This window comes from Desulfonatronovibrio hydrogenovorans DSM 9292 (genome assembly GCF_000686525.1).
GTDB lineage: Bacteria > Desulfobacterota > Desulfovibrionia > Desulfovibrionales > Desulfonatronovibrionaceae > Desulfonatronovibrio > Desulfonatronovibrio hydrogenovorans.
Genome location: NZ_JMKT01000015.1, coordinates 1 through 17,321, shown reverse-complemented (window position 1 = coordinate 17,321; position 17,321 = coordinate 1). Strand labels below are relative to the sequence as shown.

The 17,321-nt window shown below is 47.4% G+C and carries 18 protein-coding genes; all 18 read right to left on the bottom strand.

Annotated elements, in window-relative coordinates:
• Positions 1-13 precede the first annotated feature (13 nt).
• Positions 14-892, bottom strand: a complete 879-nt coding sequence (gene dapA / locus P771_RS0112035) for a 4-hydroxy-tetrahydrodipicolinate synthase (RefSeq protein ID WP_028575335.1) — start codon at positions 890-892, stop codon at positions 14-16.
• A 71-nt stretch (positions 893-963) separates the two neighbouring features.
• On the bottom strand, positions 964-1,803 hold the full coding sequence (gene dapF / locus P771_RS0112030) for a diaminopimelate epimerase (RefSeq protein ID WP_028575334.1): 840 nt from the start codon (positions 1,801-1,803) through the stop codon (positions 964-966).
• Positions 1,804-2,153: 350 nt separating this feature from the next.
• Complete coding sequence (locus tag P771_RS0112025; RefSeq protein WP_028575333.1) at positions 2,154-2,429, bottom strand: HU family DNA-binding protein; 276 nt, start codon at positions 2,427-2,429, stop codon at positions 2,154-2,156.
• Positions 2,430-2,569: 140 nt separating this feature from the next.
• Entirely contained in the window at positions 2,570-3,394 is an 825-nt protein-coding gene (locus P771_RS0112020) for a MinD/ParA family protein (RefSeq protein ID WP_028575332.1), read from the bottom strand.
• A 2-nt stretch (positions 3,395-3,396) separates the two neighbouring features.
• Positions 3,397-4,248, bottom strand: coding sequence for a GGDEF domain-containing protein (locus P771_RS17455; RefSeq protein WP_051617303.1), 852 nt, complete (start codon positions 4,246-4,248; stop codon positions 3,397-3,399).
• Positions 4,241-5,345 (bottom strand): peptide chain release factor 2 gene (gene prfB, locus P771_RS0112010; protein WP_208595969.1). Its coding sequence is split into 2 segments (ribosomal slippage): positions 4,241-5,269 and positions 5,271-5,345, totalling 1,104 coding nucleotides; the frame shifts between segments, so codons are not numbered across the junction. The genes P771_RS17455 and prfB overlap by 8 nt, the downstream gene beginning before the upstream one ends.
• The gene (lnt, locus tag P771_RS0112000) at positions 5,342-6,814 is read right to left on the bottom strand and encodes an apolipoprotein N-acyltransferase (protein ID WP_161635971.1); all 1,473 of its coding nucleotides are present in this window, start codon (positions 6,812-6,814) and stop codon (positions 5,342-5,344) included. Before lnt ends, prfB begins: the two co-directional genes overlap by 4 nt.
• Positions 6,815-6,855: 41 nt before the next feature.
• On the bottom strand, positions 6,856-7,686 hold the full coding sequence (locus P771_RS0111995) for a hemolysin family protein (RefSeq protein ID WP_028575329.1): 831 nt from the start codon (positions 7,684-7,686) through the stop codon (positions 6,856-6,858).
• A gap of 43 nt (positions 7,687-7,729) precedes the next feature.
• On the bottom strand, positions 7,730-8,752 hold the full coding sequence (locus tag P771_RS0111990) for a PilZ domain-containing protein (RefSeq protein WP_161635970.1): 1,023 nt from the start codon (positions 8,750-8,752) through the stop codon (positions 7,730-7,732).
• Between the two features lie 21 nt (positions 8,753-8,773).
• On the bottom strand, positions 8,774-9,532 hold the full coding sequence (locus P771_RS0111985) for a hypothetical protein (protein WP_028575327.1): 759 nt from the start codon (positions 9,530-9,532) through the stop codon (positions 8,774-8,776).
• Between the two features lie 78 nt (positions 9,533-9,610).
• Positions 9,611-10,591, bottom strand: a complete 981-nt coding sequence (locus P771_RS0111980) for an MlaD family protein (protein ID WP_028575326.1) — start codon at positions 10,589-10,591, stop codon at positions 9,611-9,613.
• Positions 10,592-10,664: 73 nt separating this feature from the next.
• Positions 10,665-11,204: a hypothetical protein gene (locus P771_RS0111975; RefSeq protein ID WP_028575325.1), complete on the bottom strand. Its 540-nt coding sequence runs from the start codon at positions 11,202-11,204 to the stop codon at positions 10,665-10,667.
• Positions 11,205-11,263: 59 nt separating this feature from the next.
• Positions 11,264-12,052, bottom strand: coding sequence for an ABC transporter permease (locus P771_RS0111970; RefSeq protein ID WP_028575324.1), 789 nt, complete (start codon positions 12,050-12,052; stop codon positions 11,264-11,266).
• Between the two features lie 86 nt (positions 12,053-12,138).
• A complete protein-coding gene (gene mnmG, locus P771_RS0111965; protein ID WP_028575323.1) occupies positions 12,139-14,025 on the bottom strand; it encodes a tRNA uridine-5-carboxymethylaminomethyl(34) synthesis enzyme MnmG in 1,887 nt (628 codons plus the stop codon).
• Between the two features lie 9 nt (positions 14,026-14,034).
• Positions 14,035-15,258: a M20 family metallo-hydrolase gene (locus P771_RS0111960; protein ID WP_028575322.1), complete on the bottom strand. Its 1,224-nt coding sequence runs from the start codon at positions 15,256-15,258 to the stop codon at positions 14,035-14,037.
• 86 nt (positions 15,259-15,344) lie between these two features.
• Entirely contained in the window at positions 15,345-15,632 is a 288-nt protein-coding gene (locus P771_RS0111955; RefSeq protein WP_028575321.1) for a PxxKW family cysteine-rich protein, read from the bottom strand.
• A gap of 187 nt (positions 15,633-15,819) precedes the next feature.
• Positions 15,820-16,119: an IscA/HesB family protein gene (locus P771_RS19125; RefSeq protein ID WP_084301881.1), complete on the bottom strand. Its 300-nt coding sequence runs from the start codon at positions 16,117-16,119 to the stop codon at positions 15,820-15,822.
• A 127-nt stretch (positions 16,120-16,246) separates the two neighbouring features.
• Positions 16,247-17,321 (bottom strand): RNA-guided endonuclease InsQ/TnpB family protein (locus P771_RS17445; RefSeq protein WP_035244495.1); only part of this gene is annotated, 1,075 nt, incomplete at its 5' end.

The window sequence follows — 17,321 nt, the reverse complement described above, 5'->3', positions numbered from 1 at the left end:
ACCTGGACTTAAATCAAACCAACCCTGTTGTGTTTAGAATGCCATGGAGGCTTTCTTCATTGCCTGGCTCCATGGGAACCAGTGGCAACCGGAATTCCTTTTCCATCTTGCCCATCATGGCTAAAGAGGTCTTAACCGGAATGGGGTTTGTTTCCATGAACATTGCCCGGCATAAAGGCGACATTTCATGGTGAAGCTTCTGGGCCGTCTCCAGATCTCTATTCACAAAAGCCTTACACATGGTCTGCATCATATTAGGAACGATGTTTGACACAACGGAGATCACCCCATGTCCTCCAACAGACAACAGCGGAAGAACTGTAAAATCATCCCCAGACAAAACAATAAAGTCAGGTCCACATTCTTCCACCACTTCGGAAACCTGCTTAAGGTCGCCAGTGGCCTCTTTTATCCCGATTGCTTCAGGGATTTCCCGAAAAATTCTGGCCACGGTCTTGGGCATGACATTAAGGGAAGTTCGTCCAGGAACATTATAGATGAAAAAGGGGATTGAAACTTCTTTGGCAATAGCCTTAAAATGGGCAACCAGCCCTGCAGGTGTGGGCTTGTTGTAATATGGTGTGATAAGTAAGGCTGCATCAGCTCCAGCATCCTTGGCGTATCCGGTAAGATCAATTGCCTCGGTCGTGGAGTTGGATCCAGCACCGGCTATTACCGGGACCCTGCCCTTTACCTGATCCACGCAGATGCTTATGACCTTTTTATGTTCCTGATGGCTCAAGGTGGCTGATTCGCCGGTGGTCCCACAAGGCACGACTCCGTTTATGCCTTGCTCCAGCTGCCATTCTATAAGGGCCCGGTAGGCCTCTTCATCAATCTGATTGTTCTTGAATGGAGTTACCAAAGCTGTATATGCGCCTTGAAATTGCATTATCTGATCCTCCTAGGAAATATAAAAATTGATAAAATCAGAAAACTAAAGATCCTGCCATGGCCTAGCAGCTAAAGACCAAAAGTCTCCGGTGAAAATTCGCCCTTAAAGACCAGGGTGGCCTTTCCAGTAAGAAAGACCTGATCCTCAGAAATGTCAATGGCCAGAAATTCCCCCCCGGAGGTTGTCACTTCTACCGGGGCCTTGAGGATTTTCAGGGCTGAGCCAACTACCACTGATGCTGCAGCTCCAGTTCCACAGGCAAAAGTCTCATCCTCTACCCCGCGTTCATAGGTTCTAAGAATAATTGAATCATCCCCTTTTTTCTCAATAAAATTAACATTGGTCCCTGATGGGGAAAACTCTTTATGAAACCTTATCGCCCGGCCAACCTTAGCCACATCGACCTGATCCACGTTTTCACAGACAACCACAGCATGGGGAACCCCGGTATTGACATGGTGAACATTTATTTCCTGCCCTCCTTCCAGGGTCAGGGGAATATTCAGGCGCAGGTTAATGGCCGGGGTGAGTTGAACCTTGACCAGACCCTGATCCAGGATCCGGGCTGTTATGGGGCCTGCATCCGTCCCAAAAACCTGGTCCTTCCCTGCAAGTCCAATAATGTTGGCCAGTAGCGAAGCACATCTTGAACCGTTTCCGCACATTTCTGCCCGGGAGCCGTCTGAATTATAAAAGTGCCAGACGTAGTCCAGCCCTTCCTTAGCTGTTTTATCAAGAAAAATCATCCCGTCAGCTCCCACGGCAAAGCCCCTGGGGCATAGCTTGGACGCCCAGAAAGGCATGTCTTCCCTGGCCAGTCTGAGGCTGGTGTTGTCAAACAGGATAAAATCGTTTCCACTACCCTGCATCTTGTAAAATGTAACTTTATTTGAAGAGTTGTTTGTCATTATTTCCCCTTGCTTATTCAGTCAGACCAGTCTGGCCTGGCTGCAATGTTCAAAGCCCGGTTTTGACCTGGGCTGCAAACCAAAAAAGTTTCCCAAGGGAAACTTTTACAGGTTCTGCCCGTCAGCATATAAGATGTTACACACCAAGGCCAAAGAAGTAAAATTACAGTAATGCTCCAAGACAGATCAATTTTATCAGGGACATTCGCCTGAAAGAGGCAACTTTCTTGAAAAGATTCTTTGGGGCATTAAGAAAATTCCCGGCAATACTTTTCCAGCTGATCCTATCTAATCAAGCTCAAGGCCCAAACTGTCGAATCCAGACTATCCGGCTAAGTAAACGACCAGTTTTAGCTGTTCAGATAATCCTTGAGTTCTTTTCCTGCCCTGAAAAAAGGCAGCTTTTTCGGAGTAACCTCAACGGTTTCGCCTGTTTTGGGATTCCTTCCCTGATATCCTTTATATTCCTTGATCTTAAAGCTGCCGAATCCTCTTATTTCGACCCTATCCCCGTTTTTCAGGGCCTCTTTCATGGAGTCAAAAAAGATTGACACCACTTCTGTAGCTTCTTCTATGGAGATGTTTCGCTCTTCAGCCAGGCTTTTAATAAGTTCGCTTTTGTTCATAATCTTTCTCCTTTTTTCCAAAGCCCTTAAAGTGCAAAAAATATAATAAGTTCTATATCCTTAAATTAAAAACAAAATCAAGCAATTTCTTATGTGTGATTCCTGTAACAAGCAATCAGGAAACCCGAAAAAAAGCCGGATCAGTCAATGCCGTCCAAGTCTTCAAGCCGCAAGGCAGGTGTGGAGACGATCCGTTCAAGGGAATCGTTGCGAATCCTTATGAGACGATGAGCAATATTCAGGACATCCCTGGCCGGGTTAGAGTTGGCTGCAGTCTGAAAAAAAGGTTTTTGCATTCGAACGGACTCAGGCACAACATCGTCCTGGCGGACAAATCCCAAAAAATCGACCTCGAGTTCCAGAAACTTTTCACAGGCAGCCCGGATCCGTTCAAAACCAAGTCGTCCCTCCTGCTCTGAATGAACCATATTAACCAGTATATGAAAATTTTTAGCTTTTTTCTGGGTGTAAAGCACTTTTATAAGGGCGTAACCATCTGTAAGAGATGTGGGCTCGGGTGTAATGACCACAACCTGATGATGAGTCATGGCGGCAAAAGACTGGACTGTCTGGTTAATGCCTGCCCCAAGATCCAGGAGCAAGAAGTTGTATTTGCTCATGACCTTGGTCAACCTCTGAACAACATTATCCTGCTGATCTTCATCAAGGTCGAGGATATCAGTTACCCCGGAGGCAGCAGGGATAAGGTCAAGCCCATTTTTGCCGAGATTAAACAAAATGTCTTCCACTTTGGCGTTGTGATTCAAAATATCGTGCAGGCTTCCTTCCGGAGCTATGCCCAGCATGACATCAAGGTTGGCCAGTCCCAGATCACAGTCCACCAGAAGGGTATTCTGGCCAGCCTGATAAAGGGCATATGCAAGGTTCAGGGCGATATTGGTCTTTCCAACCCCTCCCTTGCCGCTTAAGATGGACAAACTAAAAGTTCTATTCTGCCGTTGCATAATCATCCTTTAAGTAAGAATTCCTTTTCATCACCCCTGACCATTGATTTATCGTCCAGGACTTCCAATGCAGATACTATTCTCAATGCGTTTTTACCGTCAGACTTGACCTTATAGAGTTCCTTGTCAGCCTGAGATAAAAAGTCTTCCAACTGGAGACGGGTTTTTCCCCGGTAAGTGGCTGAGCCGATAGAAACAGTGTAAGCTATCTGCTCATTGCCTACACTGCAGCAGACCATGCTCTGCCGAATGGATTTGAGTATCCTTTCCAGCAGAGGTTTGGATTTGATCTTGCCGGTTCCGGGTAGAATAAGAGCGAATTCTTCACCGCCAATTCTGGCTGCGTAATCTCCGCCTCGGACCTCCCTGGAAAGGATGCCAGAAAGACTTTTTAAGACTTCATCGCCACAGACATGGCCATAAGTATCATTGATCAGCTTGAAATCATCAACATCCATGATGGCCAGGGTAAGGGGCATCTTGTACTTGAACGACTTCTGCATCTCTCGTTCAAGAACCCGCTGAAAAAAACCCCGATTGTTCAGACCGGTCAGAGGATCCCTGTCCCTGGCCAGGGAAAGCTCCTCAATGGTCTTTAGCATATGGTGCAGGGTGGTGAATTTCTTACCATTTAATGAAAGGCACATCCAGGACGGATTGATGGAGGACTGTTCCATGATGCCAAGCCACTCCTCCTGGGTCAGGCCTTTGAAAATCCTGACCAAGGCCAGAGACTTTTCTGCTGATTCCACGGAAAAGGAGTCGACTTTGTGACCCAGAGCCTGCTCCAGGTCCTCAAGCTCCTTGATAATCCTTTGAAACTTGATCAGATCGTTGATTGGTTTTTCAGCCATGATTGTACAAAAGATAATCGTGGATCAGTTGATTAATATTACCGTCCAACACAGATTCCACATTGCCGGTTTCATTGCCGGTTCTATGGTCTTTGACCAGGCGGTACGGCTGGAGAGTGTAAGTCCTAATCTGACTGCCCCAGGATATGGCATCCTTGGCAGCATACTTCTCCTGTCTTTCCTCTTCAATTTTTTCCACTTCCCGGTCATAAAGTTTGGCCTTGAGTATCTTCAGGGCTGATTCCCGGTTCCTTCTCTGGGATCTTTCACTCTGACACTGAACAACGATGCCGGTGGGGATATGGGTGATTCTGATGGCCGAGCTGGTCTTATTTACATGCTGCCCTCCAGGACCACTGGCCTTGAATACATCCACCCGCATATCTTCCTCGTTGATCTCAATGTTAATGTCATCAGAGACCTGGGGGTAAACATCCACCGAAGCAAAAGAAGTATGTCTCCTGCCTGAGGCATCAAAAGGGGAAATCCTGATCAGCCTGTGAATCCCCCTCTCTCCCTTGAGCCGACCATAGGCATAGTCTCCAGTAATCTGGATGGTTACGCTTTTCACCCCGGCCTCATCACCCTGAATGTAGTCAAGGTACTCAGTCTTGTAGCCGCTGTTTTCAGCCCACCTGAGATACATGCGCAGCAGCATCTCGGCCCAGTCCTGGGCTTCAGTCCCTCCTGCTCCGGGATGAATTTCAATAATTGCCGGATTTTTGTCATCCTTCCCGCCCATAAAGGCTTCCAGTTCAAGCTGCTCAAGCTTTTTGCCGAACACCCGGACATTATCTGTAAGCGCATCCAGCACATCCTGACCCTGATCGTCTTCAGCAAAGCTGAGCCACTCCAGCAGATCATCATGAAGTTTTTGGAGCTCAGAGATCTTGGCTACTTCTTCTTCAAGAATGCTTTTTTCTTTCAGAACAGGGGTCAGGTTATCCGGATTATCCCAGGCTCCAGGTCTTGAAAGCTCGTGCTCAATTTCCTGAAGCCTGGTTTTCTGGCTTTCCAGGTCAAAGACGCCCCCAAAGGGCGTTGAAGCGTTCCAGGATTTTGGCGGACTGATTTTTAAGATCTGAAAGTTGAATCATTTTTGGCTTGATCTCACATTATGATAATGAATGAACAGTGAAACAAAGACTCCCATGAGCAGCAGGATGTTTATAAACCAGTATAACCGGTGGTATAATGTTTTGGAATCTACTAGACCGGCTTGGGCAGATATATACGCATCCTCAAACAAACCGGTTCTTTTGTAAACCCTGCCGCCAGGATCAATAAAGGCTGATATCCCGGTATTTGTGGCCCTGATCACATACCTGCCCTGCTCAACAGCGCGGAGCACCCCAAGGTGCAGATGCTGCTCAGGGGCTGATGTGCTTCCAAACCAGGCATCGTTTGAAAGGTTGATGAGTATGTTTGATCCCTTTGCCACCCTTTGCCTAGCTAGGTTGGGAAATATTATTTCATAGCAGATGAGCACCCCCAATGCAAGGTCGTCCCTGGTCAGAGGAGTTTTCTGAGTGCCCGGGGAAAAATCAAGCTCACCTTCCACTAAGCTGTCCAAAAAAGGAATGAACCGGCCGAGAGGAACATACTCACCAAATGGAACCAGATGCTCTTTGTCGTAATAATCATGCACAAAGCCGTCAGCATCTATCCAGAATGCCCGGTTGTACAGGCTGTACCCCACCCCGTCCGGATCCATCCTGTAGGCAGGAGAACCAGTCAATATATTCAGCTGATTTTCCTGGGCAAAATTCCTGACCATATGACTGAGTTCCGTGGCTTCCTGAAAATAAAAGGGTAAAGCTGTCTCAGGCCAGATCACCAGGTCCGGACTGTACCTTGAAGATCCGTCCAAGGTAAGGTTAAAATATTTATCAATAGTCATCCGCTGAATTTTTTCTTCCCACTTAAGGGTCTGATCAATATTGCCCTGGACTGCTAAAAAACGTGCCTGGCCAGTTTCCAGAACTTTGCCTGGAATTAAATATCCATAACCCAGCACAACAGCCAGAACACCTGCTCCAAGTAATGAACTCTTTACTTTACCCAGGCTGAACCACATCCCGCAGGCAGCCAGAATCATCCCCAGCCCGTAGCTTCCAATAATACTTACGGCCTGTATGGACTCAGGCCATACAGCAAAAGACTGAGCCGCTAGAAACCAAGGAAAGCCAGTCAGGGCATACTCCCTTATGAACTCAAGCCCAGACCAGGCACAGCCAGAAAAAACACCCAACAACAGCCAGGAACTGCTTTTTTTAACAGTTGACACGAACAAGGCGTAGGCCGAGCTGAACAAAGCAATACAGAAGCCAAGAAGGACGGGGCAGAAAAGAGCCAGGACCAGAGGGAAACCGCCAAACTGGTGAACCGGAACCACTATCCAGTATAGACAAACAGAAAAGGCCAGACCGGTTGCCAGCCAGGAGCGAACAAAAACCTGCCCGGCCGAATCCGAATCCAGCGCAATCCGGTTAAGTCCCAGCAAAAAAAGGAAAAAAAATGGCGGAAAGTGATAAATAGGGTTGGCAAAGCCAAAGTATAGGCCCAAAACACACAGACCAAGCCAAAAAACAAAAGAATGCCCTGTCATCATACCTGGTCTGATTTGCCTGCCATGGAAGTTATTGTAAGCCACTGAATATGCTTGGCATCAGCCTCGTTGACCCTGTACCTGAAAACACCGTCGGAAAACTCCTCTTCCTTTTGAGGGACCTTGCCAGCAACATGACAGACATACCCGCCAATGGTTTCCACCTGATCGGAATGAATCACAATCCCCAGTTCATCCTTTAGTTCATCCAGCGATGTTCTGCCGGAAACATAAAACGAACCATCCTGACGAACCTGGATCTCCTGGGGTTTGGGAGGATCGTATTCATCCTCGATCTCGCCGACAATTTCCTCCAGTACGTCCTCCAGGGTCACAACTCCAGAAGTCCCTCCATACTCATCCAGAACAATGGCCATATGGATCTTTCGACTCTGAAAATCAAGAAGGACTTCCCTGATGTTTTTGGTTTCAGGAATAAAGTAAGGAGAACGCATGATGGAGGTCAGGGAAACCTCTTTTTCTGCCAGGAAGTATTTCAGCAGATCCTTGGCATGGACCAGGCCAACCATATGGTCCCTGTTTGCACGGTATATCGGGATCCTGGAGTGGCCGCTCTCTATTATGGTCCTGGCAACATCACTCATGGAATCGTTAACCTCGCAGCAGACCAGATCTGTTCTGGGAACCATGATCTCCAGGGCTTTTTTCTGGCTCAGTCGAAGGACGTTCAGAAGCATCAGGACTTCTTCATTCTTGAGTTCTCCATCGTCTCTGGCCTCCATAATTATCTCTTCCAGAGGCAAATCACAGCGGGAGCCAAAAATCCTTCGCAATACCGACCAGACCCTGCTTTCCGATCCCTCTTCCAAAATTTATTCCTCCTTGTTCAAAACCTTTGGATGAGCCAGTCTATCAGACCAGCCCCTTTTCACGGTAAATCTTAAGATAAGTTCTCACTACCCAGCTTGCCAGATCTTCCACCCCATCATTGGGCTCTACTTTTTCCCAGCCTGTAATAACCTTTTCCTCCTGGTCAAAGGATGCCTGCCGAATGAACTGAATAGCAGCGATATAGTTACCATGGGTATCAGGATAATGCTTCCTGACCCTGCCTATCAAATGGAACTCTTTCAACTTATCGCTGACACCCGGATGCTGATAGAAAATCATCGACAAAAGCAGGACCGGATTGTCCTTGAAAAAATCATTCTGGCCCCTGATGGGTTGAGGAGAAAGATCAAGTCTTGCTCCACCACCGGAAATGTCCTTCAGCACCACATCCGTTCTTGAACCCTGCTCATAAGTCCAAATGGGCTGACCGTGCCTCTGAATTGAGGTATGATATTCTCCGTTGCGGTCATGGGAAACTGGTCGAATTTCCAGCAAACGGATATAACTCCCTGGCAGTTCCAGGCGAAGGTGTTGCCTTTTCTGTTCCATCTCAAGCAGTTCCGGGACAGCCAGCCGGATTAAACGGACATCATCTTTGACTAGAGCTTCCATGACCCTGGATTTAAACTTGTAGAAAGAAAATTTTCCCCGCCCAAGGCTGATCCGGAAATAGACCTGGACCTGCCTGCCTGACCATCTTTTTATGGACTTGATCTGATCTGGAGGTTCAAGAAGGATCGAGTCTTTGGCATACTCACGAAATAGGCAAAGCAGCTCCCTGCCTCCGGAAGACAGGCGCAAATCAAAACGGCTGTTCTGTCCCAGGGCTGTTTCCAGGATTTCTGATATTTCTTCTCTGGCGGCGACTTCAAAGTACTTGGGAGCAGCGTCCTGTTTTTTCTGATCAACTTTTCGCTTGTACAGATAAAAGAGAATCAGGGCCAAAACAACCAGCAAGACTATTAACAGCAGATAATACCCGGAAGTCTGCATGACCGAAGTCTGAAAGCTCGAACTGATTTGGGGCCAGAACTGTTGATTCATGATCTCTGGTGGCATGAAGGATTAAGGATTGTCGGTCGTCCTTGGATCTGGAAAATACTGCGGACCGTTGGGACAAATCTGAAGTGCATTTTCAAGTATTTTTATCCTTTTTTCAATAAAATCTTTGTCATAAGATTCAATATCCAGTTGGCTCAAAAGCTTCCAGTCTTTGATCAAAAAAACAACCCAGCCTTGAGCTGAGTCTATGGCCCTTGCCTGCTGGACAAACTCCAGGGCCAGATCCTTCTGGTAGGCCTTAATGGCCTCTTGAGCACTTTTCCGCCAGTAGACCGAGGCAAACAATGGGTCTTCTTCTTGGTGAAGCTCCCTTTTCAGCCGCATAAAGTTCTGTTCTTCAATCAGGTCAAGGTAGCGAGCATCCTTGTCTGAACCGGCCAGCAGGTCTTGACTTTCCTGCAAATCAGGCCAGCAACCGTGGTCAAAAAGAGCAGCTTCAAAAGCCTTTTCCAGCAGTTCTTTCCTGGGTGATCCAGAATAGGAGGTCAGCTTATAGGCAATCAAAAAGTTCCTCGAAACCGAGCAAAAATCATCCTGAGCCAGATAGTTATCATTGCTTTTTGCAAGAAGGATTCCGGCCTGACACAACTTTCCCTGCAAATAGGCGTTGACGAATTCCAGACGCTGAACATCGGCCAGCCTGACGCTGTCAGCCGGGGGGTATAGCGGTCCGGGACGGCTTGTACAACCACTGATCATAATAACCGGCAATATGACCAGAAAGGCCAGTAGCTGATAAAAAAATGGTTTACGTTGAGACATTTTTCTCTTGAGAGCTTTTGCTGTTAGAATAGTCATGAGCTAAGCATGACCAAGGTCCATGCACCCCGGGAAAAATATTCACGGCAGGGGAAAACTTCTGTCATAATCCGGCTCAGGCCGGCTGAGAGGCCAGGTGTCAGATAGTCTGTGCAAAAGTTCTGTCCCCAGGCGCAGGGCATACTCGCCCTCCTGTCTGATCCTGTACATGTCCTGACCCGCTCTTTTCAGCTCAAAGCTGAAATCCGACAGATTTTCTACTATAGGAGCGATATCCGACCTGATTCCCCTTAGTTCGCCCACAAACTCCCTTGCTTCCCGGGTTATCCCCAGGAACTCCTGTTCTATCGGCTTTAAGCCATCCACAACAACTATCCCGCTTTCAACCAGGTCTTCAAAGCTTCTGGCCAGATCATCCAGTCCAGCCAGGATGTTTTCCACCTTTTCCACAGGCCTTGGATCTTCAACAAGGTAATAGACCAGTCCCTGGCTCTCATTCAGCCTGGTGGTCATTTCCTGGATATTTCCCAAAACCACCTGGACAGGACCATCCTCCAGAAGAAGCTGGTCTGTAATACTTCTGATATTGGCTACAATGGCCTTTAAATCATCCATAACTGGCTGAGCCTGCTCTATTAACTCGCTTATGCCCCCAACCTTGTCCAGCCTGATCCGACTTTCTGCCTCAAGGACCTGGGCATCCTCACTCCCGGGTAGGAGTTTTAAATAGGGTTTGCCGATGATTCCTTCCTGGTCCAGGATGATCTTGGAATCTTCAACCATCCAGCGCTGATATTTTTTTAATATCCGGATTTCTATGGTCACAAAGTCCACTGCGTCCAGGGATACATTCTCCACCTGACCGATCCTGAACCCGGAAAGCCGCACCGGGATGCCCCGTTCAATCCTCTCCCCGGTGTCACTGATGACGTAGTAAGTCACCCTTTCAGCAAAAAGCTCTTTTTTGAAACCTATATATAAAAAGATTGAAACCAGGGCCACCATGAAAAAAATGACCAGAAGCCCAGCCCGGAATTCAACACTTCTATAACCGTCTTTCACAATTTGTCCTGAAAATAATGGTTTAAACAAAAACCCTTTGCTGATCCAGCAAAGCTATCAAAATATTCAGCTTCTAACCTGCGAAATCAACCTGTTTGAGAGCCAGGTCATCGAACATTGCAGCCTCCTCATCAACACAGGATATCCAGAGCTTGACCGGAACAGAATTGTCCCGAATCCAGTCCAGAACTACCCTGGCGTCATCAATCCGGGGGGACCCCATGAAAACTATGCTGTTGCCGGAACACACACATCGCAACAGCTTGGCCAGCACCAGCTTGACATGAGGAAGAAGCCTTGGACTCTTCCAAAGATACTCTTCAAGGCCAGCCTTGGCCAGATAATCTCCAAACCTGGCTTTGACCCTTTCCAAAGAAACGTTTTGGTGAAACATATTGCTAAGAGCCACATTCTCAATCACACTCAGAGAAGACAAAAAAGGAAAATCATCGCTGATTATCCCGATATGCCCCTGGGACTGGACAATCATATTCTGCAACAAGCTGTCCCGGCTTTTTGAAGGACACACCAGCAACAGGTTTGAACCCTCAAGGAGCAGATCACTTATTGTTGATTTTATTCCATGATCAATGCCTGATCCAGTCCGGATCATAGATTCATCCTTTCCCAAAAACACTCAGGACAACAACAGATAATTTATCCACAAAGGGGCTACCACAGATAGCCAAGCACAAAAACAAGCTCAATAAGTATAATCAATCCGATTACATGCATAAGTCCCTGAATAAGTCTCACTGGGACCTCGGTCAATGAATAATTAACGCTCATGCCTTTTTGAATTGAAACCGCTGCCACAGCAATGCACATAAGCATTGGCTTGAAAAAGGCCACAAAAAATGTTTCCAGATCCAATGCTGTTCCAATCATTCCAAGGTAGTTGGCAAAAGTCAGATCATGCAGATAACCAAGAACCAGAAAACCGCCGATAATGGAAACCACCCCAAAAAGCAGATTAAGGCAGGGGCCGGCAAAGGCAAACGCAAGAATCATGGGCATCATCAGGTAACGATCAACAGGAATATTCAAATAATAAAGGGTATTCAACTCCCTGTTAATCTTCATCTGGGCAACATCCGACACAACCCTGGAACCTGATTTCAACAAAACAATAATTGAACAAATAATGGGCCCGACCTCGTGAAGGTTGACCGTTACAATATATTCTCCAATAAATTCATAGGCCCCGAAACGGGTCAGAAGAGAAACAAGATATGTGACTACTATAGCGCCGATGATCAAAGAAGCCAGGAAGGTGACGGGCAAAGAACGGTAAGCTGTGTGATAAACCTCACGGGCAAAGACATGGGAAACAGCCCTGTTAAAAAGGGCCAGTCGGAAAAAAGAACTCATCGACCTGGCCAGAATGGACCAAGCCTGGTTGTAGGTCTGGAAACGATCCAGAAAAGCCCGCCCGAGATTGCAGACAAAAGCAACGCTCATAAACTAACTATTAACCCTATCCCTAGCCAAAGGAAAGAAAGAATATCCCAAGCCCTGCAGAAAGGAATTCAGGAACTAGATCCAGTCTAGCGAGAAGTACTTCCAAGTGCCTTGAAATAAACCTCCAAGGCAGAAAGAGCAGCAGGAGTTACTCCGGAAATCCGACCTGCCTGGCCAAGGGTTCTGGGCCTGACTGTTCCCAGCTTTTCCACTACCTCGGCTGAAAGCCCTGGAACTTTTGCATAATCTGCATCCTGGGGCAGCTCGTAGTTTTCAAGATATTCTGATCTGCGCACCAGCTCATCTTGACGCTTAAGATAACCTTCAAATTTGATCTCTATCTGGACTTGGTCAAGAATTTCCGGATCAAGGGCACTGACAGAAGGCAGAAATTCATCAAAAGATGATATCTCAAGATTTGGCTGTCTTAAAAGCTCAGCCAGACTGATCGCCTTTTTGGGTACAGCAGCCTGAATTTTTTCCAGTGCTTGCCTGGTGGCCAAATCAGGTCGGATCATTGTTCCCATCAGGGTATCTTTGAGTTTATTTATCCGATCTAGCTTTGACCTGAAAATCTCCCATTGAACATCCTTAACCAGACCAAGCTCCCTGCCCCTGGGAGTCAGCCTCTGATCAGCATTATCCTCCCTCAGCAAAAGCCGGTACTCAGCCCTGGAAGTAAACATCCGGTAGGGTTCAGTAGTCCCTTTGGTGACCAGATCATCCACCAGGACACCCATATAGGCTTCACTTCGCTTAAGCACAAATTCATCTTGTCCTCCCAGCATCAAGCAGGCGTTTATGGCCGCCCACAGCCCCTGGGCTGCGGCTTCTTCATAGCCAGATGTACCATTAATCTGACCTGCCGAGTATAACCCGGACACTGCTTTGGTCTCAAGGGTGGGCTTAAGCTGGGTGGGGAAAATAAAATCATATTCAATGGCGTAGCCGGGCCGGACAATCATGGCCTTTTCCAGGCCCGGGATTGTTGACAGCATTTCTTTTTGAATATCCAGGGGAAGGCTGGTGGGTATGCCGTTGGGATAGACCTCAAAACTGGATAATCCCTCAGGTTCAACAAAAATCTGATGCCTGTCCTTGTCGGGAAACCTGGCCACTTTATCCTCTATGGACGGACAATACCTGGCTCCAGTACCCTTGATCACTCCCTGAAACATGGGGGACCGGTCAAAGCCTTTCCTGATTACCTGGTGGGTTCTCTCATTGGTATAAGTAACATGACATGGAAGCTGGGACAAAAGCTCTGATTTCTCCCAGAAACTGAATAGTGGCGGTGGAGAGTCCCCGTGCTGGACCTCTAAAGAATTGAAATCCACACTGTCCTTCAAAAGCCTGGGCACAGTCCCGGTCTTCAGGCGTCCCAGCTCAAGACCCAGCTTTCTTAATGAATCTGACAGTCCGGTGCTGGCCGGATCACCAAGCCTGCCTCCCTGATAGTTATCCATGCCAATATGGATCAGTCCCTGCATGAAAGTTCCAGTGGTCAGAATCAGGGTTTTGCAAGGTATGATTTCACCAATCCTGGTCCTGACTGCCTGGACTTGTGAATCCTTAACAATTATTTCTTCAACCGAGGCTTCTCTGATATAAAGGTTCTCCAGGTTGAAAAGCGTCTCCTGAACCACTTCCAGGTATTTCTTTCGGTCTATCTGAGCTCTTGTTGAACGGACTGCAGGGCCTTTCCTGGTGTTAAGCCTTCTGAACTGAATCCCGGCCTTGTCGGCCCAGATTCCCATGGCTCCGCCCAGGGCGTCGATTTCCCTGACCATATGCCCCTTGGCCAGTCCGCCAATGGCTGGATTGCAGGAGAGATGACCGATCCGGTCCACATTAATGGTCAAAAGAAGTGTCTTGAACCCAAGACGGGCTGAGGCATGGGAGGCCTCGCATCCTGCATGGCCTGCTCCCACAACCAAAACGTCAAAGACATCGGGAGGAGGGGTTTTCTGCATGGGAGTGAACTACCAGGGACTGGCCATGAAGGCCATTACCTTGGCGTCATTTATGGTATTACTTATACTGGAGCATTCATTGGGCTGGTGGGCTGTTCCGGTCAGCGTGGCCCAGACTACTGCATCAAAACCTTTGTGTCTCAGAAAAGAGGCCACAGTCCCGCCGCCTATTCCCTGGGCCACGGGTTCAACATTCCGAATTGTTGTTATGGCTTTGGTCAACTCGACCACGATTTCGCTGGACGGATCAGTAAATGGAGCTGCCTGTTCAAGAAGAACGGTTTCATAACCAATTTTCACCCTGTATTTTTCCTCAATCCCAGCACCCAGCTCCCTGATTTTCTCAAGGACTGCTTCCAGCCTGTAATTGGGCAGAACCCGGCAATCAAGGTAAAACACATCCATTCCGGGAATGGTGTTGATATTGGGAACGTTTGCTTCCTTCTTGGTAGGACAGAAAGTGGAACCCGGCGGGCTGAAGAGCTCACTTTGATCAGAAAAAAAGTTATGCAGTTCCTCAAGTTTAAGAATAAAGGCTGCTGATGCAACCAGAGTATTTATTCCCTTGTCAGGCCTGGAAGCGTGGCATTGTCGGCCGGAAACAGTGACCTTCTGCCAGAGCATGCTTTTTTCAGCGACTTCAACCATCTTGGAGTCCGGGGTTCCAAAGTCCGGAACAAGAAACAGATCATCCCTGCCAAAGAGTTCTTTTTTCTGGTCAAGAACAAAGGGAAGGCCATACTTGTTTCCAGTTTCTTCGTCGGCCACCATGATCAATCCTATGTTGATCTCAGGTCGGACTTCCAGATCCAAAAAGGACTTGGCCGCCAGAATTGAAGAAACCAGTCCCTGATGGTTGTCTTCAACTCCCCGGCCATAGATGAGATCACCGTCTACCCGAAGTGTGAACGGATCACTTTCCCAAAGGCTTAAATCCCCGGTTGGAACAATGTCCAGATGGGAAATGATCCAAAGGGTTTTGTCGGTTTTTTTACCCGGAATCCTGGCCACAATATTGGGACGGTAGCCACCCTGGGCCCGCTCATCAGGACAATTGACTTCAATGATTTCATCAAAGCCGGTATCTTTAAGGTAAGATAACAAAAAGTCTGCCTTGGCCTTTTCACCCTGACCGTTGTTATCCGGACCAAGGGCTGGAATGGCCACCAGCTTCTGCTGAAGATGGACTACCAGATCTTTTTGATCGTCCAAATATTGGGATATCCGGCTCATAAAAGCCCCTAGCAGTATGGCCAGACCCTGGCCTCATCAGATTTCATTTTTAAGATAAATGAAAAAAGACCAGGGATGGCAAAGAATTAGCGACCTCTGGCAGCTCTCTTGGAGGCTTTGAGGGGGTTGATCTTGACCTTTCCAGCCTTATCAACAACAGCCTGGACATGAGTGGCAAAATTGCAGGCCCCATGGTCCCACTTTGCTTCAGGATCAGGATAGCTGTTGCAGTATATCTTGCCCTCAAATTCTTTGGTCCGATCGCACCCTTCGCACTTCTCCACCACTGGAAGGCAGAATCCATCTTTGAAGGAGCAGCCGCTGGAAGCCATAAAGGAACAGTTGACTCCCTTTTTTACTGTCACACATTTCATATCAGTCCACCTCGTTAAACAGATTGATAGTCCCCGTTCTTGCAACCGGAACTGCATCTAATTATAAATATCCTATTCAAGCCTCAATAAAAACGGCCACGCCCTTGGACATGGCCGTTAAGATCATTTTGAAATCAAACAAGCCTTTATGCTTTATGCCTCCATTAACCGGAGACCAATCAGCGGCCTAGCAGGAAGTGCATGAAGAACAACCAGCAGGATCTACTTTGAGACTGGAGTTGACCACAAATCCAGCTTCGGTCAGGTCCACCTCAATGGGAGCTACGGTGTCCAAGAGGGCTTTATCCACCAGGAACTGAAACCCCTTAATATCAAAAATATTATCACTGTCTTTTTGCTCATCCAGAGCAAGAGCCAATCTTGGCCCGCCTCAGCCAGCAGCCATGTAGACCCTGATGGGCGACTTTTCCTGAGTTTCAAAGTACCTATCCAATTGAGTCTTGGCAGAATCTGTTAATTCAAACATCAAAAAAATCCTCCTTATTTGAAAGGAAGAATATTTAAATAGCCTTTCTGGCTTTGTCAACCTCTGGCCTCTTATCTTTAGACGATTGACATCCTCCTCTCCCTGAAGGAAGAGGATTCCCTTTTAATCACGCCGTTGGCGTGATAGGAAAAAAGGTCGGTACTGTATCACTATTTCCCGGTAGTTCCTGCTTCAACGATGGCCGTCCATCTCCACAGGCGTTGATTCCCGCATGCCCTGCGGTATGAATGTTTATGGCTGCCACGTAGTCAGCATTGCCTTCAAACAGACACTTTACACACCTGAATCTGCTCTGACTCCTGCGGTTCTCCTTGTCTGTATGACCGCATACAGGGCAGGTTCTTGAAGTGTTGCTTGGATTCACTTTTTCCAGCCAGCCACCAAGCCATGAAAGCTTGTATTCAAGCTGTCTGAAAAACTCACTCCAGCCCTGATCCAGAATAGACCTGTTAAGACCTGACTTGGCTTTGACATTTCTACCAGGTCTCTCAAGTGTACCCCTGGCTGAAGCACTCATATTGCAGACTCTCAAATCCTCAACTACCACCAGCCCATACTTGTCGGCTATCAGTCGTGACAACTTATGCAGATAGTCCCTGCGCACATCAGCAATTTTCTCATGCAGCCTGGTTATTCTGGCCTTGGCTCTCTTCCAGTTCTCTGAAAATTTGACTTTTCGAGCTAAGCCTCTCTGCAGTCTGGCAAGTTTCTTGGACAGCCTTTTAAATGAATTAAGGGGTGTGTAAAATGTACCATCAGACAGAGTGCAAAATCTGGCTACGCCCATATCAATACCCACACTTGGCTTTTGTGTTGGTATTGGATCAGGGATTTCCTGCTCCACCTGAACAGAAATATACCAGTGCTTACCTCTGCGACTGACGGTGACATTTTTCATGGTTCCATCAATGTCTTGACTCTTGTAGAACCTGAACCAACCGAGCTTAGGCAGATATATATGTCTGCCTTCGACTTTAAATCCCTGGGGAAATCTGAAACTATCATGCACAAACTTTTTCTTGTACCTGGGATAGCCGGGATCTTCGCCCTGTTTCAATCTTCTGAAAAAGTTCTGGTAAGCCCGGTCCAGGTCAATCAGGCTTTGCTGCAGAATTTGGGAATGAGCTTCCCTTAGAAAGGGATGCTCATTCTTCCACTCAGGCAACAGGTTCAGGAGTTTG